The sequence below is a fragment of the Paenibacillus albicereus genome (assembly GCF_012676905.1).
Taxonomy (GTDB): Bacteria; Bacillota; Bacilli; order Paenibacillales; family Paenibacillaceae; genus Paenibacillus_O; species Paenibacillus_O albicereus.
Genome location: NZ_CP051428.1, coordinates 3,239,133 through 3,264,219, shown reverse-complemented (window position 1 = coordinate 3,264,219; position 25,087 = coordinate 3,239,133). Strand labels below are relative to the sequence as shown.

Here is a 25,087-nt window from a genome sequence, read left to right as displayed (position 1 = left end):
TGGTATCATACAGTCCATCTCAAGCGTAAAGGACATGCGACCGATGACTCAGGAAAGCCTTGAAAAGACCGCATACGAAAAGCTGCGCCACCGCATCGTCTACGGCGTCTACATGCCCGGCGTCATGCTCTCGGAAAACGAGCTCGCGACAGAGTTCGGCATGAGCCGCACGCCGGTGCGGGCTGCCATCTCCTTGCTGGAGCGGGACGGCTTCCTGGAAAGCTTCAAAGGACGCGGCGTGCTCGTCAAGGAAATCTCGTTCCGCAAATTTTGCGAGATCTACGAGGTGCTCGTCTCCATGCAGCTGTTCACGCTCGACCTGGCTGCGGCCGGACAGCGATCGTTCGATCTCGAGCGGCTCAAGGCTTGCCTCGACAAGCAGCTGGCCGCCCGCGAGGCGGACGACTATGCCGGCTATTATGAAGCGGCGCTCGACTTCATCGGCATCATGCTGGGTTCAGGCCGCAACGAATTCATGATGCAGGTGCTCGACCTATGCCGAAGCAAGTTCATCTGCCGGATGGTCACGTTCCGCAAGCAGCATCCCGAGCCGAAGCCGCAGTGGAGCGGCTGGACGAACGATCAGGTGTACGAGGCGCTGCGCGAAGGGCGGATCGTATCCGCCAAGGAAGCCATTCTCGACAACTACGACCGGACGACGCGCCAGCTGGCGTATTCCGGGATGATGTAATCCATCGTCATCCAGAGCCCAACTTGTCCCGACGGACGCCTGCCCTGAGCAGGCGTCTTTTTTCTTGATCTGTCAAATGCTGCCGGGAAAGCCCCCTATGTTTACGATACCTTTAGGCCCGGTTGACGCTCTACTTACATACAACTTGCATACTGGTTGAGAAAAGACGAACGAGGAGCGTGGGGAAAATGGACAAACAGCCGTTTCGGATCTGGACGGATGGGGGAGACGGGCGGCCGACGATGGCTGCCGGGGCCATGCGCAAGCCATGGTTCGGCGAGCTGGAAGGGGAGTTGCGATCGTTCGCGGTGCTCGGCGACCGCTGCGGCATGATGACGCCGGGCGTGTTCGAGGAGGCGCTGGAAACCGTTCGCGCGCTGCGTCCCGATCTGGTGCTGGCGGTCGGCGATCTGATCGAGGGGTACTGGCGGGACGTGGACAGCGCGCATGCCGAATGGGACGAGCTGGACGGGCTGGTGGAACAAATGGGCCTGCCGTTTTTCCCCGTCGTCGGCAACCACGACGTCGGCAGCGAGCTGATGCGCCGCGTGTGGGAGGAGCGCAAGGGGTACGGCCACTATGCGCTGCGGGTCGGCGGCGTGCTGTTTTTGATGCTGAATACGGAGGACCCGCCGACCGAGATGCCGGACGCGCTGATTGATGTCATCAAGGAAGCGACGGACCGGTTCCATCGGGAGCCGGAACGCGGCGACGATCATATGCGGCTCTTTTTCCAGTCGATCATGGAGCGGATGGAGCCGTCGGAGCTGGTCGGCCTCTCCCGCATCGACGTGGCGATCGGGGAGAGGCAGCTGCGCTTCGCCGAGCAGGTGCTGGCGGACAACGCCGACGTGCAATGGACGTTCGTCACGATGCACAAGCCCGGCTGGAAATCCGAATCGCCTGCCTACGAGCGGATCATGGAGATGCTTCATGACCGGCCGTTCACCGTATTCGCCGGCCATCTCCATGCGATGGAGCATACGGCGGAGGGAGATCAGCAGTGGATCCAGCTCGGCCGCACCGGCGGCCACGGGCACGGCAGCGGTCCGGAGAGCGAGCATCTCGTGCTCTGGGTATCGATGCAGGACGGCCGTCCCGACTACCGCGTGCTGGAGCTCGGCGGCATGAAGCGCATCGAAGGCTACGCGCCGCAGCCGCATCATCCTGAAGGACAAGAGGGGGCCTTGAAATGATCTTTGCCCATATTACGGATACACATGTGAACAAGCCGGGCCAGACGCCGCTGTTCGGCATCGACGCCGGAGCAAGGCTGCGCGCCATCTTCGGCCAGCTGGGCGAGCTCGGCGAGAAGCCGGCGTTCGTGCTCGTCACCGGCGACCTCGTGCATGACGGAGACGCCGACGATTACCGTCATCTGCGGACTCTCCTGCAGGAGGAAGGAAGCAAGCTCGGCGTGCCGGTCCATGTGGGGCTCGGCAACCATGATTCGCGGCCGCTGTTCCGGGAAGGGTATCTCGGCGAGGAAGCGAGCGAGGAGCCGTACTGGTACTCCGTGCAGGAGCAGGGCTTGCGGGTCGTCATGCTCTGCACCCAGGTTCCCGGCTCGCATGACGGGGAGCTGGACGACACCCAGCTCGCCTGGCTGCGCCGGGAGCTGCGGGAGCCGGCTCCGCTCGGCACGGTCATCGGCCTCCACCATCCGGTCGTGGAGACGCCGTCGGAGACGATGGACAGCCATCTGCTGAAGCGTCCCGAGCGGCTGCTGGAGGCGATCGAGGGCAGCGACGTCATCGGGCTGCTATCCGGGCACATCCACTTCCACAGCGCCGGGCTGTTCGGCGGCATCCCGAGCTTCGCGGCGTCCGGGGCGGCGTTCGGCATCGACCCGACCGCACGGCGCAGCATGCGTTTTATTGACAGCAGCGCCTACAACCTCGTTCTCGTCAAGAGCGGACGGATGATCTGCCATCCGGCGATGCTGCCGGGCGACCAGACGCTTCTGTTCGAATACACAGCGGAGGAGATGCACGCATGAGCAAGATTCGATACGGAGCCGCCGCGCTGACTGCGGCCGTCCTGCTGACGAGCGCCGCCTGCGGCGGCGTGAACGGCGCGACCGGAGAGGGAAGCGGTCCTGCTGCCGAGAGCGGCGGCGAGCCGGTTACGCTCAAGTTCTACAGCTACAATCTGGCGATCGCGAGCCAGGTGGAGGGCACCAAAAAGCTGATCGCCGAGTTCGAGGCGGCCCATCCGGACGTCAAGATCGACGCGGTGCCGGTCGCTTCGACGGACATCAACGCCAAGGTGCAGGCCGACATCGTCGCGGGCACCGCCCCGGACGTGGCGCAGCTGACGTTCGACGGCCTCGATTTCGCGGTGAACAACTTTGGCGCCAAGCCGCTCGAGGACATCGTGCCGGCCGACGAGATGGAGGAGAACTTCAAGGACTTCTCCCCGAGCGGCCTGAAGCTCGGGCAGCTGAACGGCAAGACGTACGGCCTGCCGTTCACGTTCAGCACGCCGGTGCTGTTCTATAACGCCGACCTGTTCCGCCAGGCGGGCCTCGATCCCGAGCAGCCGCCCCGGACCTGGGAAGAAGTCAGGGAAGCAGGTCTGGCGATCAAGGAGAAAACCGGCGCGGCCGGCGTCCACATCAACGGCGCCACCGGCGGCGACTGGATCATCCAGGCCGTCATCGGCAGCAACGGCGGAGCCGTGCTGTCCGACGACCGCAAGACGATTCGCTTCGGCGAGCCGGAGGCGGCGGAGGCCATCTCCATGTGGCAGGACATGATTCAAAGCGGTGCAAGCAACTCCATGAACCAGGGCGAAGCCATGGAGGCGTTCAGCCAGGGCAAGAGCGGCATGCTGCTGTTCACAAGCGCGCTGCAGAGCTCGTTCCTGGCGAGCGCCGAAGCCGGAGGCTGGGAGCTGCGCACCGCCAAGATGCCGGCCTTCGCAGGCAAGCCGACGACGCCGGTCAACTCCGGCAGCGCCCTCTTCATCCTCAGCGACGACAAGGCCAAGCAGCAGGCGGCCTGGCAATTCCTGAAGTTCGTCACGAGCAAGCGCGGCTATACGATCATCACATCCGAAATCGGCTACTTGCCGCTGCGTCCCTCGATCGTCGACGACCCGGAGTATCTGAAGGACTGGGTCGAGAAGCATCCGCTCGTCAAGCCGAATCTGGAGCAGCTCGATTCGCTCCGTCCCTGGGTATCCTATCCCGGATCGAACTGGAAGCAGATCGAGACGATCCTGCAGGATGCGGTCTCCAAAGCCATCCTCGGCACGGAGGATCCGGCCGTCCTTCTCCGGGATGCCGCCGGGCGCGCCCAGGCGCTGATCCAATAGGAAAAGAGGCGCTTCACCTATGAGCATCCATCTGGCCGAAGCCCGCAAAAGGACGCCGCGTCCTTCCGCGCGCCGCGCGTCCGCCGCGCGTTCGCTGACGCTTGCCCGCGCGGGCCGGCTCAAGCCCTATCTGTATCTTCTGCCCGCCCTGCTTTCGATCGGATTCTGGATCTACAAGCCGCTCGTCGAAACGTTCGAGCTGAGCTTTTATCAATGGAACCTGCTGCCGACTTCGCCCAAGACGTTCGTCGGACTGGACAACTTCCGCCGCTTGCTGGAGCTGCCGGAGATGGGGGCGGCGCTGCGCAACACGCTCGTCTACACGATCGGCGTACTGCCGTTCTCGCTGCTGCTGCCGCTCGTCATCGCCATCGGCACGGACCGCATCGCCCGGCGTTGGGGCAACCTGTACCGCGCGCTGATCTTCGTCCCGATGATGATGGCGCCGGTCGCCGTATCGTCGGTATGGCGCTGGATGATGCATCCGGTCAACGGCATCGTCAACCGCGCGCTCATGCCGCTGCTCGGCCTGGAGGAGCCGATCCGCTTCTTCACCGACGAGCGCTGGGCGATCTGGTCCATTACGTTCATCACCGGCTGGAAGCTGATCGGGTTCAGCACGCTCATCTTGTCGGCGGCTCTGACCGGCATCAGCAAGGATTACGTCGAGGCGGCGCAGATCGACCGCGCGAGCCGCTGGCAGATCATCCGGCACGTGCTGATGCCGCTGCTGTCGCCGACGATTCTGTTCCTGGCGATGATGAACCTGCTGTTCGCCTCCGAATGGAGCTTCGCCTACATCAACGTCCTGACGCAAGGAGGCCCGTTCAACTCGACGACCAATATCTACTACCTGCTCTGGCAAAACGGCTTCGAGACGTTCAACATCGGGGCGAGCTCCGCCGCCGCCGTCGTGTTCTTCCTCGGCTTCGGCGTGCTCGCCGCGGCGTTCATGGCGCTTTCGCGCAGGCTCAGCTTTTATGACAACTGACAGGAGGCGGATCGACGATGTCTGACGTACTGCGGACAGGGAACCGGGCTGCGGCGCCGCGGCCGCTGCGGCCGGCATCCGCTCTTGCCGGCATCGGCAAGCATGCCGCGCTGCTCGCGCTCAGCCTGCTCGCCGTGTTCCCGCTCTACTGGATGATCGCCACCTCGCTCAAGCCGGAAGCCGACGTCTACGGGGCGGCCTGGGTGCCGCTCCGCCCGACGCTGGACAACTACGCGGCGGCGTGGAGCTCAATCCCGATGGCGCGCATGCTCTCGAACTCGTGGGTGACCGCGCTGGCGCAGACGCTCGGCCAGATCGCGACGAGCCTTCTTGCCGCGTATGCGTTCGTGCGCTGGCGGTTCCGGTTCAGCGGCCTTATCTACGGCCTGATCGCGCTGACCTGGCTCGTGCCTTTTCAGGTCATCATGATTCCTAACTATGTCGCCATCAGCGGGTTCGGCTGGCGCGACACGCTCGCTGGCCTGATCGTGCCGAACCTCGCTTCGGCGTTCGCCGTCATGCAGCTGTACGGGGCGTTCAAGTCCTATCCTTCCGCCCTCATCGAGGCGGCGCGCCTGGACGGGTGCGGCGACTTCGCGATTCTGTGGCGCACGATCCTGCCCAACCTCAAGGCGCCGATCGCCTCGATCGGCATCCTGCTCTTCATCACCTCCTGGAACGACTACTTCTGGCCGCTGCTCGTCACGACCAAGCTGGAGCATTCGACGATCCAGAAAGGGCTGCAGATGTTCATCTCCTCCGACGGCAACATGTGGGGGGCGCTCATGGCCGGCACGACGATCGCGAGCCTGCCTGTGCTCCTCCTCTACCTGCTGCTGCAGCGCAGCATCATCGATTCTTTCGTGAAAGGCGGACTGAAATAAAAGATGGAATCCATTACCGAAGCCTATGAGCGCCGCATCCTGCTGGAAGGCGCCTGCAACGTCCGAGACATCGGCAGCTACCCCGCTGCCGGCGGAGGCGCGGTCGCCTGCGGCCGGCTGCTGCGCGCCGACGGCCTGCACCGGCTGAGCGGCCGGGACCGCGCCGAGCTGCTCGGCCGCGGACTCCGGCTCGTCATCGACCTGCGCACCGAGCGGGAGCTGGCGGCCAAGCCGAACGTGTTCGCGGACGGCCGGGAGCTGGCCTACCGCCATGTGAGCCTGCTCAATCCCGCGCTGCCGCAGACGGCTCCGACGGATGCCTATAGCCTAGGCGATCTGTATATCGCCATGCTGGACGGCAGCGCCGAGCGGCTGCGCGAAATATTCGGTCTGATCGCCGCCGAGCCGGGCGCCGTGCTGTTCCACTGCGCCGGGGGCAAGGACCGCACCGGCGTCGTCGCCGCCCTGCTCCTGCAGCTGGCGGGCGTCGACGACGCGACGATAATCGCGGACTACGCCGAGACGGAGCGCAACCTGGCTCCGATGCTGGAGGAGCTGCGCGCCGAGCGGCCGCAGGCGGTGCCGGCGGAGGCGTACGAGCCGTTCCTCGGCAGCCCGCCGATCCATATGGAGCGCATGCTGGAGCATCTGCATCGCCGTTACGGCGGAGCGGAGGCGTACCTGCGCGGCATCGGGCTGAGCGAGGAGGAGCTGGGAGCTCTGCGGGAAAAGCTGCTGATGGCGTGACGGAAGAGCCGTCCCGGGCCAATGACCCGGAACGGCTCTTTTTTCGCGTCGCCAGGATGCGTCCGCCGCTTCCGGATCGGCTTGCTTTCCGCGCGGCAAGCAACTCGCTGCATTGCGACGAATTGCCGCAGGCCAGACGAAGCTCATCTAGGCGCTCGTCGGGCTCGCCCGGCTGACCTTGAGGACGATTCCTCGCGTTTCAAAGGGGAATGGCGGCCGGCTTCTGTCTCGTCTGCTCCCCGTGCGAGGCAATGCTGTGCTGCTCGATCAAAAAGACGCGGCGGCCGCTCCCGGATCTGTCCGGGCCTAACGGCCGCCGCGTCTTTTGGTGGAGAGGAAGTCAAATCAAGGGTTCGTCGTCCAGATGCCGGCCGTCTTGATGAAGACGCGGTCCGGCAGCTTGAGCGTGGCGACGATCAGCTCGGCGACGTCCTCCGGCTGAAGGATGCTCTCGTCGTGCTCGCCGCCCTTGAGCAGGCCGTTGGCCGAGGCGAGCGGCGTGTTGACCGTGCTCGGCGTCAGCGCCGTCACGCGGATGCCCGACTTGCGCACCTCCTGCATGAGCGCCTCGGTGAAGCCCATGACGCCGAACTTGGAGGCGTTGTAGGCGGAGCCGGTGGCGAAGCCGCGCTCGCCGGCGGTGGAGGCGACGTTGATGATCGAGCCGGACTGGCGCTCCAGCATGGACGGCAGCACGGCATGCGTCACGTAGTAGGTGCCGAACAGGTTGACGCGCACGATGCGCTCCCACTCGGCCGGGTCCATGTCGGCGACCTTGCCGAAGCTGGCGACGCCGGCGTTGTTGAGCAGGATGTCGACGCGTCCGAGCTCTTGGGCGAGCCCCTGCGCCGCTTCGGCGGCCTGGGCGGCGTCGGAGATGTCGGCGACCGCATAATGGACGTCGACGCCGTAGCGGTCCGACAGCTGCTTGGCGAGCGCGGCCAGCTCGGACTCCGTGCGCGAGATGAGGCCGAGGCTGACGCCCTCGCGGGCGAGCGCTTCGGCTGCGGCGCGGCCGATGCCTTTGCCGGCGCCGGTGATGATGGCGGTCTTTGTTTTGAGCTCCATGAATGATCTCTCCTTTGGTCTCGAATGGATCGAGGTTCAGCCTAAGTATATCGGATGCCGCGGGGCTGCGCCAAACGGCGCGCCAGCCGGCTACTTGCGTGGCCTCGCGGCCAGCCCCGCCGGCTTGACACGATCCGAGCGGTTCCGCTATAATCGGTTCAATTAGCCAAAATTGGCGTTGATGAGGAGCAGTAGGCTCCGCAGCGGAAGTCAGAGATCCGGAGAAGTGGTGCGAGCCGGAGCCGCAGCGTGCCGAATCTCGCCTCGGAGCCGCAAGGTCATCCCCGCGCCGCGGGCGCAGCCTTGCCGACCGGCCCGCGTTAAGGGCGTCAATGAGTGGGCGGACCGAGCCGTGGGCCGGACGTCAACTAGGGTGGTACCACGGGAATCCAAACCTCTCGTCCCTAGCGTTTCAGCGCTGGGGCGGGAGGTTTTTTTGCATGCCTGCAGCGCTTCAACTCGAACAGGAGGCCATATAACGATGAGTCAAGACCGCAACCAACACCAAGGGTACAATCCCCAGCAGCTGGAGCCGAAATGGCAGCAGTACTGGGATGAGCATAAGACGTTCGCCACGACCGAGGAGCCGGGCAAGCCGAAGTTCTACGCGCTCGACATGTTCCCGTATCCGTCCGGCGCCGGCCTCCATGTCGGCCATCCCGAGGGCTACACGGCGACCGACATCGTCTCCCGCTACAAGCGGATGAAGGGCTACAACGTGCTGCATCCGATGGGCTGGGACGCGTTCGGCCTGCCGGCGGAGCAGCACGCGCTCGACACGGGCGAGCATCCGCGCGACATCACGGTCAAGAACATCAACAACTTCCGCCGCCAGATCAAGTCGCTCGGCTTCTCCTACGACTGGGACCGCGAGATCAGCACGACCGATCCGGACTACTACAAGTGGACGCAGTGGATCTTCATCCAGCTGTACAAGAAAGGCCTCGCCTACGTCGCCGAGATTCCGGTCAACTGGTGCGAGGCGCTCGGGACGGTGCTGGCCAACGAGGAGGTCATCAACGGCCTGTCGGAGCGCGGCAACCATCCGGTCGTGCGCAAGCCGATGCGCCAATGGGTGCTGAAGATCACCGAGTACGCCGAGCGGCTGCTCGACGACCTGGAGGAGCTCGACTGGTCGGAGAGCATCAAGGACATGCAGCGCAACTGGATCGGCAAGTCGGTCGGCGCCGAAGTCGCGTTCGCCGTGGACGGCAAGGATGCCGAGATCCACGTGTTCACGACGCGTCCGGACACGCTGTTCGGCGCGACGTACTGCGTGCTGGCGCCGGAGCATGAGCTCGTCGACGCCATCGCCAGCGACTCGCAGCGCGCCGCCGTGGCGGAGTACCGCGAGGCGGCCGCCCGCAAGAGCGACCTGGAGCGGACCGATCTGGCGAAGGAAAAGTCCGGCGTATTCACCGGCGCCTACGCGATCAATCCGGTCAGCGGCTCGAAGGTGCCGGTGTGGATCGCCGACTACGTGCTCGCCGGCTACGGCACGGGCGCGATCATGGCGGTGCCGGGCCACGACCAGCGCGATTGGGAGTTCGCCAAGCAGTTCGGCTTGCCGATCATCGAGGTCGTGCAGGGCGGAGACGTCGAGCAGGAAGCCTTTGCCGGGGACGGCCCGCATGTGAACTCGGACTTCCTGGACGGCAAGTCCAACGCCGAGGCGATCGCCGCGATGATCGCGCGCCTCGAGGAGAGCGGCAAAGGCCGCGGCAAGACGACGTACCGGCTGCGCGACTGGCTGTTCAGCCGCCAACGCTACTGGGGCGAGCCGATCCCGATCCTCCATCTGGAGGACGGCAGCATGAAGCCGGTGCCGGAGGACCAGCTGCCGCTGCTGCTGCCGGATGTCGACGCGATCAAGCCGTCGGGCACGGGCGAGTCGCCGCTGGCGAACGTGACGGACTGGGTCAACACGACCGATCCGGAGACCGGCCTGCCGGCGCGGCGCGAGACGAACACGATGCCGCAGTGGGCGGGCAGCTGCTGGTACTACCTGCGCTTCATCGACCCGCACAACGACAAGGAGCTCGTCTCCAAGGAGAAGCAGCGCGAGTGGATGCCGGTCGACCTGTACATCGGCGGCGCGGAGCATGCGGTGCTCCACCTGCTGTACGCGCGCTTCTGGCACAAGGTGCTGTACGACATCGGCGCCGTCGACACCAAGGAGCCTTTCCACAAGCTCGTCAACCAGGGCATGATCCTCGGCACGAACAACGAGAAGATGTCCAAGTCGCGCGGCAACGTCATCAACCCGGACGACATCGTCGGCGAGTACGGCGCGGACACGCTGCGTCTGTACGAGATGTTCATGGGGCCGCTGGAGGCGACCAAGCCGTGGAACGAGAGCGGCGTCGAGGGCATGCACCGCTTCCTGAGCCGCGTCTGGCGCCTGTTCGTCGGCGAAGGCGGCGAGCTGAACCCGCGCATCTCGGACGAGGCGGGCAGCGATGCGTACAACCGCGTGTGGCACCGCTCGATCAAGAAGGTGTCGGACGACTTCGAGAACCTGCGCTTCAACACGGCGATCAGCCAGCTGATGATCTGGGTGAACGAGGCGTACAAGGCGGAGACGCTGCCGCGCCGCTCGGTGGAGAACTTCGTGCAGCTGCTGTCGCCGCTCGCTCCGCATATCGCGGAGGAGCTGTGGGAGAAGCTCGGCCGCGAAGGCTCCGTCAGCTACGTCGCCTGGCCGGAGTTTGACGAGCAGTGGACGGTCGACCAGGAGGTCGAGATCGTCGTGCAGGTCAACGGCAAGATCGCCGAGCGCGTCTCGATCGCCGCCGATATGGATACGGCAGAGATGGAGCGCGTCGCCAAGGAGCTGCCGAAGGTCGCCGAGCTGATCGCCGGCAAGACGGTGCGCAAGGTCGTCGCCGTCAAGGGCAAGCTCGTCAACATCGTGGCGAACTGAGGCTGGGGCCTAGCCCCCCGACGATTCATCAAGTCGCAGGGTTGTAAATACGGTTGCTTGTCCCCAGGCCCGTTTAACGAAACGGAGCGACGCTATTCAGCTAGAAATAAACGTTCCATTTTATTTAATGAAACTCTCAAGCGTTATTCCGGTCTACTGGCGGTATTTTCGGCGATGTATCGGCAAATAGCGCTTGCGGGTTTCGTTGCACGCTTCAGCAGCCCCTTTTTGGCGCGAATAGCGTCTTGTCGTATCGCTAGCGCTTGAAGTCCGATCGTGTGGCAACAGCCGGTTGGGCTGATGGCGTCTGATGGTAGCCGAACAAGACGTTTACATCGCAGGAACGGCTGGTTCATCGTGGTATGGAAGAGGCTGTCCTGTACGTCTTGACTTGGTGTATGGTTTAAAACCAGCACCCCCTATATGTAAAAAAGCCCCCGACGGGGGCTTGAACTTTCCTGAGGAAAGCATCCCGGAGAGGTGAACGGACCCTGAGTCCGCTTCTTGATGAAGCGGTCAGGGACCGTTCACCTCTTCGCCGTATAAGGCCGCTTGAACCTTCTCGAGATCCTCGCGGTACTTGTCATGCGTCGTCCGGATCAGCTTCTGGAACACGCCGTCGGTCTCCTGCCGCAGCAGCTGCAGCCCTTGCTGAGTGATGCCGCCCGGAACGGAAACGCGCTGGATCAGCTCCTTCGGCGTCATGCCGCCCTCGGTGAGAAGCTTGCCGGTGCCGAGCAGCATGGCGCTCGTGATGGCGACCGCCTCGTCCGGGTCGATGCCGGTCACCTCGACCGCAGCGTCGACGAGCCGCTGCGCGAGGAACGCCATGAATGCCGGGCCGCAGCTGGACAGATCGGATACGACGCGCGTGTACTGTTCGTCGATGAGCAGAGGCTCGCTGATATGGGAAAGCAGCCCTTCGAGCAGGCAGCAGTCGGCCACGGCCATGCGGCTGCCGAACATGCAGAGCGAGACGCCGCTCAGGACGCCGCTCGTGATGCTGGGGATGACCTTGGCGATGCGGCACGGCAGCTGATCCTCGAGCTGCTGGATGAGGATCGGGCTCGTGATGGAGACGACGATCTGATCCTCCCGCGCCCAGGGGCGAAGCTCCTGCAGCACGGTCTTGAATTCGGACGGCTTGATGCAGAGGAACAAGCAGTCGCATTGCTGGATGAGCTCGCGGTTGGTCGCGGCGGCGAACATGCCGGGATAGGCGGAGGCGAGCCGCTCCGCTTTGGCCTGGGTGCGGTTGGCGACGACAATATCGGATGCCTCCAGGGCGCCTGAACGGACAAAGGCATTTACGAGCAGGCTGCCCATGCTGCCGGTACCGATGAAACCCACCTTCATGAACGAATCCCTCCTAGCGGGCTGAAGCGCGCTCTGTACCGGCCTGGCTTGGCAGGGCGCCTCGCATGGAGCCGGGAGGCAAGCCGCCGCAATGCGGCCGCACCTCCCATTTCCGTCAGGCCATCCGGGACCGCAGGGCGGACGGATGGCGAATCGCTATTACTGTATGCGGCGAGGCCCGGCCAACATGTCGACAGGCACGCCGGATTTTGGAAAAACTTGAAGCCGAAAGGGTGAAGGGCATGGAAAACCATCAGAACCGCATGGAGAAGCGAACGATGGCGAGGCGAGGATGGAGGGGACGGGCAGCCGTCGCCGCGCTGGCCGTATCGGGCGGCTTGCTGCTCGCGCTCGGCCTCCAGTCGGAAAGAGAACCGGAGCCGTCGGGCTGGATCCGGCTCGATGACGCCGCGGCGGATCGGGCGGCGCTGGCTGCCGGCACGGGAGCGGACGGGAAGATCGCGAAGGAGGACGAGGGGGACGGGACAGCGGATGCGGATCGAGTCGACGGCGCGGGAGGCGGACGATCGGAGGAAGACCGCGCGGGAAGCGGGCAGGCGGAAGCGCAGCCTGCCGGCGGCTACGCGGCGGACGGCCGCCTCGACCTGAACCGGGCGACGGCCGAGGAGCTGGACGGCTTGCCTGGAGTCGGTCCAGCCAAAGCGAAGGCGATCGTGGAGGACCGCGAGCGCAACGGACCTTTCGCCAGCGTGGACGAGGTGGAGCGGGTCAAAGGGATCGGCCCGAAGCTGCTTGAAAAGTGGAAAAATCTTGTTGTCGTCTCCCAGGAGATGTGAGAAAATGGATGAAACCAATTCTTTGCCCATTATTCTTATCGACTTAGGAGGAGAATGAACATGGCAGAACCACGCAAGCCGGCCCCGGAAACGCTGGCCGTACACGGCGGGCAGGAAATCGATCCGACGACGCAGTCCCGGGCGGTACCGATCTACCAGACGACGTCCTACGGCTTCGAGAGCACGGAGCATGCTGCAGACCTATTCGGGCTGAAGCAGTTCGGCAACATCTACACGCGCATCATGAACCCGACGAGCGACGTGTTCGAGAAGCGCGTCGCCGCCCTCGAAGGCGGCGCGGCCGCGCTTGCGGTCGCCTCCGGCTCCTCGGCGATCACGTTCGCCATCCTCAACATCGCCTCCGCGGGCGACGAGATCGTCAGCTCGTCGAGCCTGTACGGCGGCACGTACAACCTGTTCGCGCACACGCTGCCGAAGCTCGGCATCACGGTCAAGTTCGTCGACAGCTCCGACCCGGAAAACTTCCGGGCCGCGATCACGGACAAGACGAAGGCCGTCTTCGGCGAGACGATCGGCAATCCGCGCGGCGACGTGCTGGACATCGAGGCCGTCGCCGAAATCGCGCATGACAGCGGCATCCCGCTCATCGTGGACAACACGTTCCCGAGCCCTTACCTGCTCCGTCCGATCGACTTCGGCGCCGATATCGTCGTGCACTCCGCCACCAAGTTCATCGGCGGCCACGGCACGTCGATCGGCGGCATCATCGTCGACAGCGGCAAGTTCGACTGGACGCAGAACGACAAGTTCCCGGGCCTGACGCAGCCGGACCCGAGCTATCACGGCCTCGTCTACACCGACGCGGTCGGTCCGATCGCCTATATCATCAAAGCCCGCGTGCAGCTGCTGCGCGACATCGGCGCGGCGATCTCGCCGTTCAACTCGTTCCTGCTGCTGCAAGGGCTGGAGACGCTCCACCTGCGGCTGGAGCGGCATAGCGCGAACGCGCTCGCGGTCGCGCGCTGGCTCGAAGGGAACGACGCGGTCGCTTCCGTCAGCTATGCCGGCCTGGAAAGCCACCCGTCGCATGCGCTGGCGCAGAAGTACCTGCCGCGCGGCCAAGGCGCGATCCTGACGTTCGAGATCAAGGGCGGCGTCGAGGCCGGCAAGGCGATCATCAACTCCGTTCAGCTGTTCTCCCATCTGGCCAACGTCGGCGACTCCAAGTCGCTCATCATCCACCCGGCGAGCACGACCCACCAGCAGCTCTCGCCGGACGAGCAGCGGAGCTCCGGCGTGACGCCGGGCCTGATCCGGCTGTCCGTCGGCACGGAGCATATCGACGACATCCTGCATGATCTGGAGCAGGCGATTCAGGCGAGCCAGGCTGTAGCGGCCGGATCGGCGGGCTGACAGACAGCGGGTCCCGTGTGACTTTCCTTTCGAATCCGGTATAATGGCTGTAGACAGGATTCGACAGGGAGGAGGGGCTTCGATGCCCGACCGGATGCCAGGACAGCAAGATGAGGTCCGCAAGGACTGGGATACGTATTTCATGGACATCGCCTACATGGTGTCGACCCGCTCCCGCTGCTCGCGGCGTCATGTCGGCGCGCTGCTCGTCCAGGGCAAGAAGCTGCTCGGGACGGCGTACAACGGCGCTCCGATGGGCGTCGCCGACTGCTCGGAGGCGGGCTGCATGATCGTGGAGGAATGGGAGCAGCGCGAGGGCGTCGCCGGCGAGCCGGAGATGGTCAAGAAGCAGCGCTGCATCCGCACGATCCATGCCGAGCAGAACCTGCTGCTGTTCACCGACCGGATCGACCGCGAGGGCTCGACGGTGTACGTGACGGACCAGCCTTGCTGGACGTGCGCGAACATGCTCGCCAACAGCGGCATCGTGGAGATCGTGTTCCACCGGGGCTATCCCAAGGACGCCGCCAAGGTGGAGCAGCTGATGGCGCAAAAGGGCATCGTGTTCCGCCGGCTGGACGGCTACGCGCCGCCTCCGCAAGCGGGCGCCGCGGTGGTCGATTGAGGACGGAGCGGCGGCTGCCTGTCGAGATGAGCGCGGCCGGACGGCCTGGATGAGAGCGGCTGTCGGGCGGATGAGAGAGTTTGGATGGCTTGGACGAGAACGGCTGCAGGCTCGATGAGGGCGGCTGAACGCCTGGACGAGAGCGGCAGCCAGGGCAGATAATGGCGTCTGGAAGGCCTGGATGAGACCATGCGGGCCGCATGGATTTCGGCATACGGCTGTTCGGGTCAAGACCGAATGATGGCAAGGAAAGATTGGATATCAGGCAGGGAGGAAGCACCTCTCGGAGCATCGCGTGTTCGCGATGGCCGGGAGGTGCTTTTTTCGTTGCGTGCGGAAGGAGGCATTGTCGGATGATCGACCCGATGCAAGGGAGGGGCTGGCCGATCGAGCCGCCCCGGCGCAAAAGGGGATGGCTGGACGGGCGGCCGCTCGTCTGGGCGGCCGTCTGCTTCGTCGCGGGCAGCTCGGCGGCCGCGTACGCCACTCCCGGCGGCATGCTCGCCGCCGGGCTCGGGCTCGGCCTGGTCCTGGCTGCGCTCGCGCTCGCCGGCCAGGCCAGGCCCGGACTGGCCGCCGCTTGCCTGGCGGCCTATGCGCTTGCCGCAGGCGAGCGGCAATGGGCGGAGGCGCGGTCGGTGACCGCGCTCGCCGCCGAATACGCCGCCGCTGCGGCGCAGCTGGAGCCGCCGGAGCTGCGCGCCGAGGCGGCGGGGACGATCGCGTCGCCGGTCCGGCTCGACGGCGACGTGGCGCAGCTGCGCGTGGAGGCGCATCGCCTCCGCGCGGGGGACGCGCAGCAGGCGATGCCGCTGCGCGAGACGCTGCTCGTGCGCGTGAAGCTGCTGCACGAGCAAGAGCTTGCCGCCGCCCGCAGCTGGCGGCGCGGGGACCGCGTGCGGCTGCGCGGCACGCTGGAGGTGCCGGCTCCGCCGGCCAATCGCGGCGGCTTCGACTACCGCCGCTACCTGCGCAGCCAGGGCATCGCCTGGCAGCTGCAGGTGCAGGGCGCCGGCGCGGTCGAGGCCGCGCCAGGCAGCCCTTGGAGCGCCGCCGCGCTGCTCGGCCGCATGGATGCGGCGCGCGCGTCGCTCGGCGGCGCGCTGACGCGGCTGTATCCGGCGGAGCAGGCCGGATACATGCAGGCGCTCGTCCTCGGCGGCCAGGACGAGACGGACCCGGAGCTGTACCGCCGCTTCGCCCGGCTCGGCCTGACGCACATCATGGCCGTATCGGGCATGCATGTGGCGGTCATGCTCGGCTTGCTCGCCGGCCTGCTGCGCCTGCTGCGGCTGTCGCGGGAGCGCATCCTCGTGCTGCTCCTGCTCGCCGTGCCGCCTTACGTGCTGCTGACCGGCGCCTCTCCGTCGATCCTGCGCGCCGGCCTGATGGCGCTGCTCGGCCTCGCCGCCGCCCGCGCCGGCAAGCTGAAGGACGGCCTTCACCTGCTGGCCGCCTCCGCCGTGCTGCTGCTCCTGTGGGAGCCGCGGCTCATCGAAAGCGTCAGCTTCCAGCTCAGCTACATCGTCACCGCCGGGCTCATCCTCGGCGTGCCGGCCGTGCAGCGCGTCCGGCCTCGCCCGCGCGGGCGATCGCGCTTCCTGTACGATGCCGTCGTCGTCACGATCGTCGCGCAGGCGGCGTCGTTTCCGGTGACGATCTTCTACTTCAACCAGCTCCATCTGCTGTCGCTGCCGGCCAACCTGCTGCTCGTGCCGTTCATCAGCTTCCTCATCATGCCGGCCGGCGCGGCGGCGATGCTGCTGGAGCCGTTGTGGCCTTGGGCGGCGCAGGCGATCGCATCCGTATCCGCTGTCGGCAACGAGTGGACGTTCCGCCTGATCGAGAGGATGGGAAGCTGGCGGCAGGGAGCGACGGTGTGGGCGACGCCTCCGCTTTGGTGGATCGGCGCCTATTACGGGGCGGCGTTCGGGCTGCTGGCGAGCCTGGCCCGCTGGAAAAGCCTCCGGCAAAACGAGGCGGCAGCCGCCGCCGAGGCCGGGGATGAGGATACGCAGCCGCTCGGCGTCGTTGCGGCGGCTGCAGCGGGATCGGGACCGGCCTCCGTTCGAGCACGTGTCCCCTCAGGCTTACACGCTTCGGGACCGGCCTCGATCCGGACGCTCGTCTTGCGCCTCATGCGCGCTCTTGCGGGAGCGGCCTTCGCTCGAACGCGGGGAATGCCCCGCCTTCGTGCCCGTTCGGCAGCTGTCGCCTCAGGAGCTTCCCTGCTGGCCCTGCTGCTGCATGCCGCCCATCCGGACTGGAGCGGACGCCCTGCGACCGTGTCCTTCCTAAGCGTAGGCCAGGGCGATTCGACGCTCATCCGCACCGCCTCGGGCAAGACGATTCTGATCGACGGCGGCGGGACGATCCCGTTCCAGAAGGAAGCCTGGCGCGAAAGGCGCGATCCGTACGAGATCGGCCGCAAGCTGCTTGTACCGCTGCTGATGAAGCGCGGCGTCGACCGCATCGACCTGCTCGTCGCGACGCATCTCGACCAGGACCATATCGGCGGTCTGGAGGCCGTCGTCGACAGCCTGCCGGTGCGGCGGCTGCTCTGGAACGGCAGCCTCGACGCCGAAGGCGAGCCGCCGCCGTTCCTGCGGGAAGCGATCGAGCTCGGCATTCCGCTGTACGGCGCGCAAGGCGGCCAGTCCTGGCAGCTCGACGGCGAGACGAGGCTGGACGTGCTGTGGCCGGATCAGCAGGAGTCGCTGCAGCCATTGGAGGAGCAGAACGAGCGCAGCGTCGTGCTGCTGCTGACGCTGTCCGGCCGCACGTTTCTGCTGACGGGCGATGTCGGCAGCGTCAGCGAGCCGTCCATGCTTGCGCTGGCGCGCAGTCTCGGGCTGTCCGGCCCGATCGACGTGCTCAAGGCCGGGCATCACGGCAGCAAGCATTCCACGTCGCCGGCTTGGCTGGCGGCCTGGCGCCCGTCGATGGCGGTGCTGTCCGCCGGTCTCGGCAACCGGTACGGCCATCCGGCGGACGAAGTGCTGGAGCGGCTTGAGCGCGCCGGCTCCCGGGCGCTTCGCACGGACCATAACGGGGAGATCGAGTTCCGGATTCATCGGGATGGAGAGATGGAGATGAGGCTGCTGCGGGAAGAAGGGAAGGCTATGGAATAAAGCGGGCCAAGCCGGAAACGACTGTGAACCCTTCTGTACCTATGAAACTCATGTGCAGAGCTTCAAGGGAATGAGGATATCTTGGCCAGGCTGGGTCAGGCCCGCGTCTTGTCGTGGCGTCCGGCCCGGTAGCCTTTTAGGCTCTAGCGACTCCTTAGACGCTTAGAAGCCCGTATTATGTCGTTCCCTTTCGCTAACGACTCTTGAGACGCTTAAACGTTCCCAAACTCAATCTTTTACCTGTTGGTGGCTTGATTTCTAGGTCTAAGCGTCTCAGGAGTCGTTGCCATATAGGACTAGCTGAATTCGGCCTCGTAGCGAGCTAATTCGTCGTTAGCGCGCTATGGCTGCGATGCCTGATCGCTTTTTGGGATTCGTTATGGAATCAGTCCGCGCTCCCTCCATGGCCACGAATTCACTTTGAGCTCCCCTCCGCTGTCAAGGGAACCTCGATGGCGATCATCCTCATTTCCCTCTCTCCCGCATAAGCAGACATCCGGATCGTGACCGTCCGGCCGTCGCGCAGCCGCAAGCCGTACCCCTCCGAGACGCAGCCGCTCCCGTCTTCTGCAATCTCAGGCTCGATCCGGGTCCAGCCGGATATGGCGCCGGATCGCTTCCCGTCTTTCAGCTCCGATTCGTAGAGCCGGTTGAATTCGTCGACAGTCGCATACGTCCGGTAAAACGGGGAGCAGGCGTCCGACTTCCCTAGGAAGACGGTCCGTTTCGGCAACGGAATGGAGAACGGCTCCAGCGACCGACTTGCATCGCCTTCGTGCTCGCAGCTGTAGGAACGGCTCGGAGCGAGAAGGCTTCGAGCCGCGTCATGAAAGGGCGGATGCCAGTAATAGAGCAGCATCAAGGCGGCCGCGAGCGGCGACAGGAGCAGCGCCGCGCGCCCGAGCCGCTTTTTTCTTTTCGCCCATCCGATGCCCAGCAGCACCGCCAAGGCGGCGACGAGCAAGACGGTATAGGGGAGATAAGCCGGGTTTGATGCCATGAAATCGATCCTCCCTTCCTAAATCGCCCACTGACCTGTACGCTGCGCTAGCTCCGAATGGACTCTTTCTCCATGCCGCTAGCCCATTCCCGCGTGCATGACCGCGCCTCGGAAACTTTTTTTCAAGCTTGCGCAGGGACAAGGCCCTCTTCGCTCGTCTATATCAAGGATGGGGAAGGGGGGCGCAGACGATCAGGCAGGACGAAGCATGGCTTCGAGCCGTCCGGGACAGCGGGACGGAGCGGTTCGGAGAGATCATCGATGAATACGGAGACTACCTGTACCGCACGATCTATGCGATCCTGCGCTCCCCCCACGATACGGAAGACGTGCTGCAGGAGGCGCTGATCGCCATCAGCCGCGCCTTGCCGGAATGCCGTCTGGACGGCTTCAAGACGTGGATCACCCGCATCGCGGTCAACCGCGCCATCGATTGGAAGCGGAGCAGGGCCCGGCGCGAGGAGCCGGCGGAGCTGGGCTCCGATAACGAGTTCATATCGGCGGCTCCGTGGATGGAGCCTGGCGCTGAGGCGGAGCCGATCGTCGAGCAGTTGATCGAAGGAGAGCGGAGGCGCGAGGTTCGGCGCAAGGTGTCCGAGCTGCCTCCGGAATACCGGACGATGGTCCGCGACTTTTATTTTCGCCGCCGGACGCAGGAGGAGATCTCGCAGGAGCAGGGACTGCGCCCCAAGAGCGTGGAGTCCAAGCTCTATCGGGCCCGCAGCTGGATGAGGCGGCATTGGCGAAAGGAGGACTTCGAATGAATAGGCATCCCTCGACGGAGTCATGGACCCGCTATGCGGCCGGGCTAGGAGACGTGCCGGAGCGGCTCGCCATGGAGCGGCATCTGGAGAGCTGCGAAGGCTGCCTGAATCCGTTCATGGCCGCTCTGGCGGAGCCGGCCGGCGATGGCTGCGAGGTGGCTTTGACGTCCGCTGCCGAGGCCGCGAAAGCTCAAAGCGCGGCGCTGGAACGCGTCCGCGGCGCGGTGCTGAGCGAGCTGGCCCGAGAGCTGGCCCGCGAGCAGGCTCCCCCGGCGCGTCCACAACAACGCCGCCGGAGCTGGACGCGCCATCCGGCGTTCCACTATGGCCTGGCGGCAGCGCTGACGCTGCTGCTTCTCGGCAGCGGGGCGCTCGGCGAGCTCGGACGGCAATTGGAGCACGCATCGGCAGTCCAGCCGCAGAAGCCGCCCTCCATTTCGGCCGATGGACGCTCCGCACCCAGGGCTGAGGCAAGCTGGTCGTCCCGCGTGGTCGACCGGACGTCGAGGCTGCTGAACGAATGGCAATCGGCTCGTTATCGGGACGGCGGCGCGAGCTGAAGCTCGTCCGCGGCTTCGCTGGCAGAGCAGAGCTTCCGGCCGCTGCCGCAAACGAGGAGAGAACGGAAGGACTCCCCATTCGTCACGCTGGAGAAGCTGGCGAGCCGGTTCTCATCCGGCGTGCCTCTATCAATCCAAGCCTGTATCAATTTCGATAAAAGGAGCGACTTATGATGAATCACCCCGCGCCTCCCGCCCCCGCGCCGCATCCGCTGCTGGCGCTGCTGCTCGGCTTCCTGCCCGGAGCGGGCCACGCCTATCTGCGCAAGTTCGGAAGGATGGTGCTGTACGGCCTGTCGTTCTGGGGACCGGCGCTTCTACTGCTGCTGGTCGCCGTGAGCGGCAACCTGGGAGGCAACGAAGTCTTGCTCGTGCTGTTCCCGTTGCTTATCTGGGTCGTCAGCATGATCGACCTGCTCGGCACGACGCTGTCTGCGCCATCTGCTTCGTCGCATGCCTACGAGCCGGGACCGATCGACGGCATCGGCATCCCGTCCGCGCGTCTCGTGCCGACGATGGCGGCGGAGCGCCAGCGCGAGAAGACGGCCGCGATCCTGCTCGCCCTCGTGCCTGGCCTCGGCCACATGTACTTGGGCCTCATGCAGCGCGGCGTCGCCTTCCTCATCTCGTTCGTGGGCCTGGGCGTGTTCGTCGTCTTTGTCGCCATCGTGCTGTCGGCGCCGGCGTTCCTGCTCTTCCTGCTGCTCCTGCCGATTCTCTGGATCTACGCCATGTTCGACGCCGTGCATCTCGTGCAGCGCAAGCACGCGGGAGAGCCGCTGGCCGACCGCTCGCTGTTCGAGGAGCTGGAGGGGCATTTCGCCTCCGGCCACAAAAACAAGATGGCCGCGGCGGCACTCTCGTTCCTGCCCGGAGCGGGTCATCTGTACCTCGGCTTGCAGAAGCGCGGCTTGCAGCTGATGGGGCTGTTCCTCGTGTCCATCTATTTGATGGACAGCCTGCGGATGACGCTGTTCCTGTTCCTGCTGCCGCTCGTCTGGCTGTACGCCTTCTTCGATGCGATCCAGCAGCATGGCCGCTTCCAGCGCGGCGAGCTGGCCGACGTGCCGGTGATGACGGAGCTGTCGGCCTATCACCGCTGGATCGGCGCGGCGCTGATCGCCGTCGGCGCGTTTTTCCTGGCGGACCGGTTCGTCATGCCGCTGGCCGCCGAGCATGCGCCGCGGATCTACTCCCTGTACCAGACGATCCGCTACAATCTGCCTGCCGCCGTGACGGCGTTCCTGCTGCTGGCCCTCGGACTGCGCATGCTGCTCGGCCGCCCGAATCCGCCGGAGCCGATGCCGCTGCATGAAGCTCCGGACAGCATCCGCCGCCCCGAGCCGCTCGGCTGAGCGGGGTCCCGGGGCGTCCAAGACCAGCCTTCGTCCGGAGAAAAAAAGCGTTCCAATCCGCCTATACGAGCGCGGATCGGAACGCTTTTCCTTTTCACCCTAACGAACGGCGGCTCGCCTCCTGCGCCTTGTGGATATAGTCTTGCAAAAGCTCCATGAACAGCTTCGCCGCCTGGCTCATGAACCGGTCCTTGCGGTAGAGGATGCAGATGTCTTGACTCGGAGTCGGGTTCAAGAGGGTCACGGCATCGATGGAATCGCGGCCGAGATTGTCTACGAGCAGCCGCGGCAGGATGCAGGCTCCGACGCCTTGCTCGACCAGGGCGAGAAGGGTCGACAGCGAGGGCGCGACAATCGGGCGATCGAGGAGGATTCCGGCTTTTCGACTGCTCTCCCGAATGACCTTGGTCATCTGGTGCTCGTCTCCGAAGGCGACCAGCTTCAGCTGCTGCAGCTGCTCGAAGGCCATCGCCTTGGCCTTGGAGGCGGGATGGTCGGACCGGACTGCCAGCACGAATTCTTCATGAAAAAGCGGGATGACCGCGATGCGGTCATCCGGATCGTCCGGCGTCGTCGTCACGCCGATGTCCCGGACTCCTTCGAGCACCTGCCCGTACACCTCCGTCGTCTCCGTCACTTGAATCGACAGCTTCGGATAGGAGCGGTGGAAGTCGATCAGCAGCGCATCGAACAGAAGATCTCCGTCGCCGGGAAGGATGCCGATATCGAGCTGGCCGCCCTCCATTCGCTTCAAATCCGAGATCGCCGCTTGAATAGTATCGACTCGTTCAAAGATAAGCCGGCTCTGCTCCAGAACGATCCGTCCGGCCTCGGTGAGCGCGATCCGCCTCCCCATGCGGTCGAACAGCGGAGTTCCCAGCTCGTTCTCCAGAAACTTGATTTGCTGGCTGAGGTTGGATTGGGTGGTGCAGAGAGCTTCCGCCGCCTTGGAAAAATGCATGTCCTTGCAGATGGCCGCGAAATAGTGGAGCTGCCTAAGTTCCATGTCATGGGCTCCTTCATCGAATGAAGTGGTCAGGCACGGATGGTCCAGTTTATTCCATTATACCGCAAAGCCGGCCGGCCCGCATCGTGCCCCCCTTGGAGTAGCGAAACCGATCGATGGCATCGGAATTGCGGGATGGTTGGGTTTCCGCCATTTCGTTATTCTTGAATCAAGGAAGCCACTCGAAATCAAGGAGGAATTCAATCATGGATCAAGCCATCGTCCATACGAGTCAAGTGGTGCGCCAGATCGTGCTCGGTCAGGTCCAGGCGGCAGCCGAGGAGCAGATGGACCGGCAGCCGGAAGGCTTCGCCAACACGATCCGCTGGAATATCGGGCATATCGTGTACTGGAGGGATCGATATGCCACCTTGTGCTTCGGCGTGCCGTCGGCCATTCCCGGCCATTATGCGGCGCTCTTCGACTCGGGCACGAAGCCTGCGGATTGGACGGAGGCTCCCCCGACCAAGGCGGAGCTGCTGGAGCATCTGGCCGCTCAGCTCGGCCGATTGTCGGAGATCGCTCCGGAGAAATGGGAGGCGGAGTTGAAGCCGCCGCTGGAGATGTGGCCGTTCTCGTTCCACACCTCAGCCGAGCTGTTCAACTTCGCTCTCGTCCACGAGGGCATCCACCTCGGCGTCGTGATGAGCCTGCTGAGAGCGACCCGAACGAGCGGGGAGCGACTTCCATGAAAGCGGACCAAGTCTTGCTGAGCTATATGGAAAAGATGAGGGAGGTGGACCCGGCTCTCGAGTACGTCCACCCGGAAGCGATTTTCATCGCGGTCTGCGAGCATGAGTCGGAGCGGCATCCCTTTTATGGCACTTATCGCGGAGTCGAAGGGGCTCGGACGCTGTTGTCCAAGCTTCAGCGGGAGCTGGAGCCGCAGGAGGTCAAGCTGCATCGGATGCTGACCGATGAAGGGTCGGTTTTCGCCTGGGGGGAGTTCCGGCACCGGGTCCGCTCGACCGGCCGCATTTTTGCGAGCTCTTGGGCGGTCGCATGCGAGGTGGAGGACGGCAAGATCAAGCATTTCCGAGTGTTCGAAGATTCGGGAGCGCTGGAAGCGGCTTTCCGTAAAGAGTGACCGGTTCAGGGCTGCCTCGAGGGCGGCCCTTTTTTTCGCGTGCAAGCGCCGCTTCGCCGCGCAAGCCTGCCCTTGGAACTTTCCGCCCCGTTCCTTATACTGGAGAGATCAAGACTACAATCCTACCTGATGGAGGTTTGACCATGATTCCGACTCAGCAGCAACTGGAAAACTACGCCGAGCTGATCGTACGCGTCGGCGTGAACGTGCAGGAGGGCCAGAAGGTCGTCGTCATGGCCCCGATCGCCGCCGCCCCGCTGGCGCGGCAGATCGTCTCCCGCGCCTACAGCGCCGGAGCGAGCGACGTATTCGTCGAGTACAACGACGAGCAGCTCACCCGCATCCGCTTCCGCCAAGCGCCGGAAGAGAGCTTCTCCAAGTATCCGATGTGGCGCGCGGAAGCGTTCCAAGGCTTCGTCGCCGAAGGCGCCGCCTTCATCCAGATCTATTCCCCCGATCCGGACCTGCTGAACGGCGTCGATCCGGAGCGTGTCGCCGCCAGCTCCAAAGCCGCATCCACGGCGCTTGCGCCTTACCGCAACGCGCTCATGAACCATGAGAACGCCTGGACGCTGGTGTCCTGGGCGACGGCCGAATGGGCGGCGAAAGTATTCCCGGACGAGCCGTCCGAAGCGGCGGTCGAGAAGCTGTGGGAGCGGATCATCGATGCGACCCGCATCGGCCTGGAAGATCCGGTAGAAGCTTGGCGCGGTCACAACGCCACGCTGCTGAACATGGTGGAACGCCTCAACGCCAAGCGCTATGCGGAGCTCCGCTTCACCGCGCCGGGCACGGAGCTGTCGATCGGCCTGCCGGAAGGTCATCTCTGGCTCGGGGGCGGCAAGAAGAACGGCCGCGGCGTGCTGTTCAATCCGAACATGCCGACGGAGGAAGTGTTCACCATGCCGCATAAGGACCGGGTGAACGGCACCGTGCGCAGCACCAAGCCGCTCAACTACAGCGGCCAGCTCATCCAGAACTTCTCGCTCACGTTCAAAGACGGCAAGGTGACGGAGTTCTCGGCCGAGCAAGGCTACGAGGCGCTCTCCAAGCTGCTCGCGATGGACGAGAACGCCGTGCGACTGGGCGAAGTCGCGCTCGTGCCCGACGACTCGCCGATCTCGAACTCCGGCGTGACGTTCTACAATACGCTGTTCGACGAGAACGCCTCCTGCCATCTGGCGCTCGGACAAGCGTATCCGGTCAACCTCGAGGGCGGAACGGAGCTGTCGCCGGAGGAGCTGTCGAGCCGCGGCGCCAACCGCAGCCTCGTCCACGAGGACTTCATGATCGGCTCGGCCGAGATGGACATCGACGGCGTGACGCAGGACGGCTCGGTGGAGCCGATCTTCCGCGGCGGCAACTGGGCTTTTTGATCGATCGCGATCATATTGGTATGGAAAAGGAGCT

General features: G+C 64.8%; 22 protein-coding genes. 18 read left to right on the top strand and 4 right to left on the bottom strand.

Annotation, left to right across the window (positions count from 1 at the left end; translation table 11 throughout):
• The first annotated feature begins 43 nt into the window (after positions 1-43).
• The 7 genes from HGI30_RS14465 to HGI30_RS14435 all read left to right on the top strand — a co-directional run bounded on the left by HGI30_RS14465 (position 44) and on the right by HGI30_RS14435 (position 6,631).
• The gene (locus HGI30_RS14465; RefSeq protein WP_168908203.1) at positions 44-691 is read left to right on the top strand and encodes a GntR family transcriptional regulator; all 648 of its coding nucleotides are present in this window, start codon (positions 44-46) and stop codon (positions 689-691) included.
• Between the two features lie 188 nt (positions 692-879).
• A complete protein-coding gene (locus HGI30_RS14460) occupies positions 880-1,887 on the top strand; it encodes a metallophosphoesterase family protein (protein ID WP_168908202.1) in 1,008 nt (335 codons plus the stop codon).
• Complete coding sequence (locus tag HGI30_RS14455; RefSeq protein WP_168908201.1) at positions 1,884-2,690, top strand: metallophosphoesterase; 807 nt, start codon at positions 1,884-1,886, stop codon at positions 2,688-2,690. Before HGI30_RS14460 ends, HGI30_RS14455 begins: the two co-directional genes overlap by 4 nt.
• The gene (locus tag HGI30_RS14450; protein WP_168908200.1) at positions 2,687-4,009 is read left to right on the top strand and encodes an ABC transporter substrate-binding protein; all 1,323 of its coding nucleotides are present in this window, start codon (positions 2,687-2,689) and stop codon (positions 4,007-4,009) included. Before HGI30_RS14455 ends, HGI30_RS14450 begins: the two co-directional genes overlap by 4 nt.
• Positions 4,010-4,028: 19 nt before the next feature.
• Positions 4,029-5,000, top strand: a complete 972-nt coding sequence (locus HGI30_RS14445; protein ID WP_168908199.1) for a carbohydrate ABC transporter permease — start codon at positions 4,029-4,031, stop codon at positions 4,998-5,000.
• 17 nt (positions 5,001-5,017) lie between these two features.
• Positions 5,018-5,884, top strand: coding sequence for a carbohydrate ABC transporter permease (locus HGI30_RS14440; RefSeq protein WP_168908198.1), 867 nt, complete (start codon positions 5,018-5,020; stop codon positions 5,882-5,884).
• A gap of 3 nt (positions 5,885-5,887) precedes the next feature.
• Positions 5,888-6,631 carry a tyrosine-protein phosphatase gene (locus HGI30_RS14435; RefSeq protein WP_168908197.1) on the top strand — a complete coding sequence of 248 codons (744 nt, stop codon included), beginning with the start codon at positions 5,888-5,890 and terminating at the stop codon, positions 6,629-6,631.
• Between the two features lie 345 nt (positions 6,632-6,976).
• On the opposite strand, the gene HGI30_RS14430 is transcribed toward HGI30_RS14435, so the two are convergent.
• Entirely contained in the window at positions 6,977-7,699 is a 723-nt protein-coding gene (locus HGI30_RS14430; protein ID WP_168908196.1) for a 3-ketoacyl-ACP reductase, read from the bottom strand.
• Positions 7,700-8,180: 481 nt separating this feature from the next.
• Here HGI30_RS14430 and leuS point away from each other — a divergent pair, with 481 nt between their 5' ends.
• The gene (leuS, locus tag HGI30_RS14425) at positions 8,181-10,622 is read left to right on the top strand and encodes a leucine--tRNA ligase (protein WP_168908195.1); all 2,442 of its coding nucleotides are present in this window, start codon (positions 8,181-8,183) and stop codon (positions 10,620-10,622) included.
• Positions 10,623-11,138: 516 nt separating this feature from the next.
• Here the strand turns inward: leuS and comER are convergent.
• The gene (gene comER, locus HGI30_RS14420; protein WP_168908194.1) at positions 11,139-11,978 is read right to left on the bottom strand and encodes a late competence protein ComER; all 840 of its coding nucleotides are present in this window, start codon (positions 11,976-11,978) and stop codon (positions 11,139-11,141) included.
• A 242-nt stretch (positions 11,979-12,220) separates the two neighbouring features.
• Between comER and HGI30_RS23050 the strand changes: the two genes are divergently transcribed.
• The 4 genes from HGI30_RS23050 (at position 12,221) to HGI30_RS14400 (ending at position 17,905) form a co-directional block, all read left to right on the top strand.
• Positions 12,221-12,775, top strand: a complete 555-nt coding sequence (locus HGI30_RS23050; protein ID WP_206109922.1) for a ComEA family DNA-binding protein — start codon at positions 12,221-12,223, stop codon at positions 12,773-12,775.
• A 60-nt stretch (positions 12,776-12,835) separates the two neighbouring features.
• Positions 12,836-14,149 (top strand): homocysteine synthase, encoded by a 1,314-nt coding sequence (locus tag HGI30_RS14410; protein ID WP_168908193.1) that lies wholly within the window; start codon positions 12,836-12,838, stop codon positions 14,147-14,149.
• Positions 14,150-14,231: 82 nt separating this feature from the next.
• Positions 14,232-14,774: a deoxycytidylate deaminase gene (locus tag HGI30_RS14405; RefSeq protein WP_235680135.1), complete on the top strand. Its 543-nt coding sequence runs from the start codon at positions 14,232-14,234 to the stop codon at positions 14,772-14,774.
• A gap of 353 nt (positions 14,775-15,127) precedes the next feature.
• Positions 15,128-17,905, top strand: coding sequence for a ComEC/Rec2 family competence protein (locus HGI30_RS14400; RefSeq protein WP_168908192.1), 2,778 nt, complete (start codon positions 15,128-15,130; stop codon positions 17,903-17,905).
• A 415-nt stretch (positions 17,906-18,320) separates the two neighbouring features.
• Here HGI30_RS14400 and HGI30_RS14395 read toward each other — a convergent pair whose 3' ends face one another.
• Complete coding sequence (locus HGI30_RS14395; RefSeq protein WP_168908191.1) at positions 18,321-18,905, bottom strand: hypothetical protein; 585 nt, start codon at positions 18,903-18,905, stop codon at positions 18,321-18,323.
• 128 nt (positions 18,906-19,033) lie between these two features.
• On the opposite strand from HGI30_RS14395, the gene HGI30_RS14390 reads away from it, so the two are divergent.
• The 3 genes from HGI30_RS14390 (at position 19,034) to HGI30_RS14380 (ending at position 21,584) form a co-directional block, all read left to right on the top strand.
• Complete coding sequence (locus tag HGI30_RS14390; protein ID WP_168908190.1) at positions 19,034-19,669, top strand: RNA polymerase sigma factor; 636 nt, start codon at positions 19,034-19,036, stop codon at positions 19,667-19,669.
• Positions 19,666-20,229 carry a hypothetical protein gene (locus tag HGI30_RS14385; RefSeq protein WP_168908189.1) on the top strand — a complete coding sequence of 188 codons (564 nt, stop codon included), beginning with the start codon at positions 19,666-19,668 and terminating at the stop codon, positions 20,227-20,229. Before HGI30_RS14390 ends, HGI30_RS14385 begins: the two co-directional genes overlap by 4 nt.
• Positions 20,230-20,399: 170 nt before the next feature.
• Positions 20,400-21,584 carry a hypothetical protein gene (locus tag HGI30_RS14380; RefSeq protein WP_168908188.1) on the top strand — a complete coding sequence of 395 codons (1,185 nt, stop codon included), beginning with the start codon at positions 20,400-20,402 and terminating at the stop codon, positions 21,582-21,584.
• 94 nt (positions 21,585-21,678) lie between these two features.
• On the opposite strand, the gene HGI30_RS14375 is transcribed toward HGI30_RS14380, so the two are convergent.
• The gene (locus HGI30_RS14375) at positions 21,679-22,590 is read right to left on the bottom strand and encodes a LysR family transcriptional regulator (RefSeq protein WP_168908187.1); all 912 of its coding nucleotides are present in this window, start codon (positions 22,588-22,590) and stop codon (positions 21,679-21,681) included.
• 206 nt (positions 22,591-22,796) lie between these two features.
• Here HGI30_RS14375 and HGI30_RS14370 point away from each other — a divergent pair, with 206 nt between their 5' ends.
• The 3 genes from HGI30_RS14370 (at position 22,797) to HGI30_RS14360 (ending at position 25,053) form a co-directional block, all read left to right on the top strand.
• On the top strand, positions 22,797-23,282 hold the full coding sequence (locus HGI30_RS14370) for a DinB family protein (RefSeq protein WP_168908186.1): 486 nt from the start codon (positions 22,797-22,799) through the stop codon (positions 23,280-23,282).
• Complete coding sequence (locus HGI30_RS14365; protein WP_168908185.1) at positions 23,279-23,677, top strand: nuclear transport factor 2 family protein; 399 nt, start codon at positions 23,279-23,281, stop codon at positions 23,675-23,677. The genes HGI30_RS14370 and HGI30_RS14365 overlap by 4 nt, the downstream gene beginning before the upstream one ends.
• Positions 23,678-23,820: 143 nt before the next feature.
• Positions 23,821-25,053, top strand: a complete 1,233-nt coding sequence (locus HGI30_RS14360; protein ID WP_168908184.1) for an aminopeptidase — start codon at positions 23,821-23,823, stop codon at positions 25,051-25,053.
• The last annotated feature ends 34 nt before the right edge of the window (positions 25,054-25,087 follow it).